The organism is Nocardia sp. NPDC058497 (assembly GCF_042720195.1).
Lineage (GTDB): Bacteria > Actinomycetota > Actinomycetes > Mycobacteriales > Mycobacteriaceae > Nocardia.
Map to the genome: position 1 here is coordinate 10133 of NZ_JBHXMY010000163.1, position 871 is coordinate 11003.

Sequence of the window (871 nt, forward strand, 5' to 3'; positions counted from 1 at the left end):
CGTTTGCGTGTGTTTTTGGTTTGTTTTGCCTCTATTTTATCGGCACCCGCGGCGATCGCCAGCAGCGGCGGCAGTTCGCCATCCGAATGCAGAAACTTCTCGAAGGAATCGAGACTCTGCCACAGGGACTCCGGTGGTGGCGGAACATACTTCGCCGTCTCGATAGTGGACCCTGGTGGACCGATCCAGTTCTGACTGCGGCGAAATTCACCCGGGGTGGCATAGTCGCCCCGAACGCCCGTCATCAGAATCCGATGCGCCTCACGCAGCAGCGACAGGCTCAGCGGCAGGCGCCTGCCCGGATCGAGGACATGATCCATGGCGCTCATGTAGTTGAACACTTCCTGGACGTCGCCCTGCGGCCGGGCCGGGCGCTCGGCCTCGTACATCGCCACGTCCGACAGCGACGCGACGGTCCCTTCGATCCGGCTCGACAGCACAGCTTCCCGCCGCACCAGCGCCCGGCAGAAGAGGTCAGGATTCGGCAACCCCCGCCCGAGACCGGCCAGCTCGCCGACTGCCCGGTCCGCGCTGGACAACCTCCGGACAAGCTTCGGCGACAGCAGAACGGTCGGCGGCAGCGGGGGCGGCGAGAACGCGCGGTAACCGTTGTCCGCGCGCACGAGATTTGTCCGCTGTTCGATGGAGAAGTCCTCCAGAAGCATCAGCTCAACCCCTCACCCTGGCTTCAGTGATACTTTTCGGATGAAAAGTATCACGTGGGGAGTGCAGTGATACTTAAGTCGCACCACCAATGGTGTGTGATACTTTTACGGAGAAAAGTATCATAAGCTCCAGGCTGGCCCTGAGTCGGGGCGAACGAGCTGGGGCCTACGTGCGACTTCCCCGGATGGGTGCCAGCGTTCCGGCC

The 871-nt window shown here is 62.5% G+C and carries 1 protein-coding gene; it reads right to left on the reverse strand.

Going from position 1 to position 871, the window contains the following annotated elements:
- The coding region (locus ACFWPJ_RS13790) for a Fic family protein (RefSeq protein WP_378850821.1) at window positions 1–665 on the reverse strand (665 nt) is incomplete at its 3' end.
- Between the last annotated feature and the right edge of the window lie 206 nt (window positions 666–871).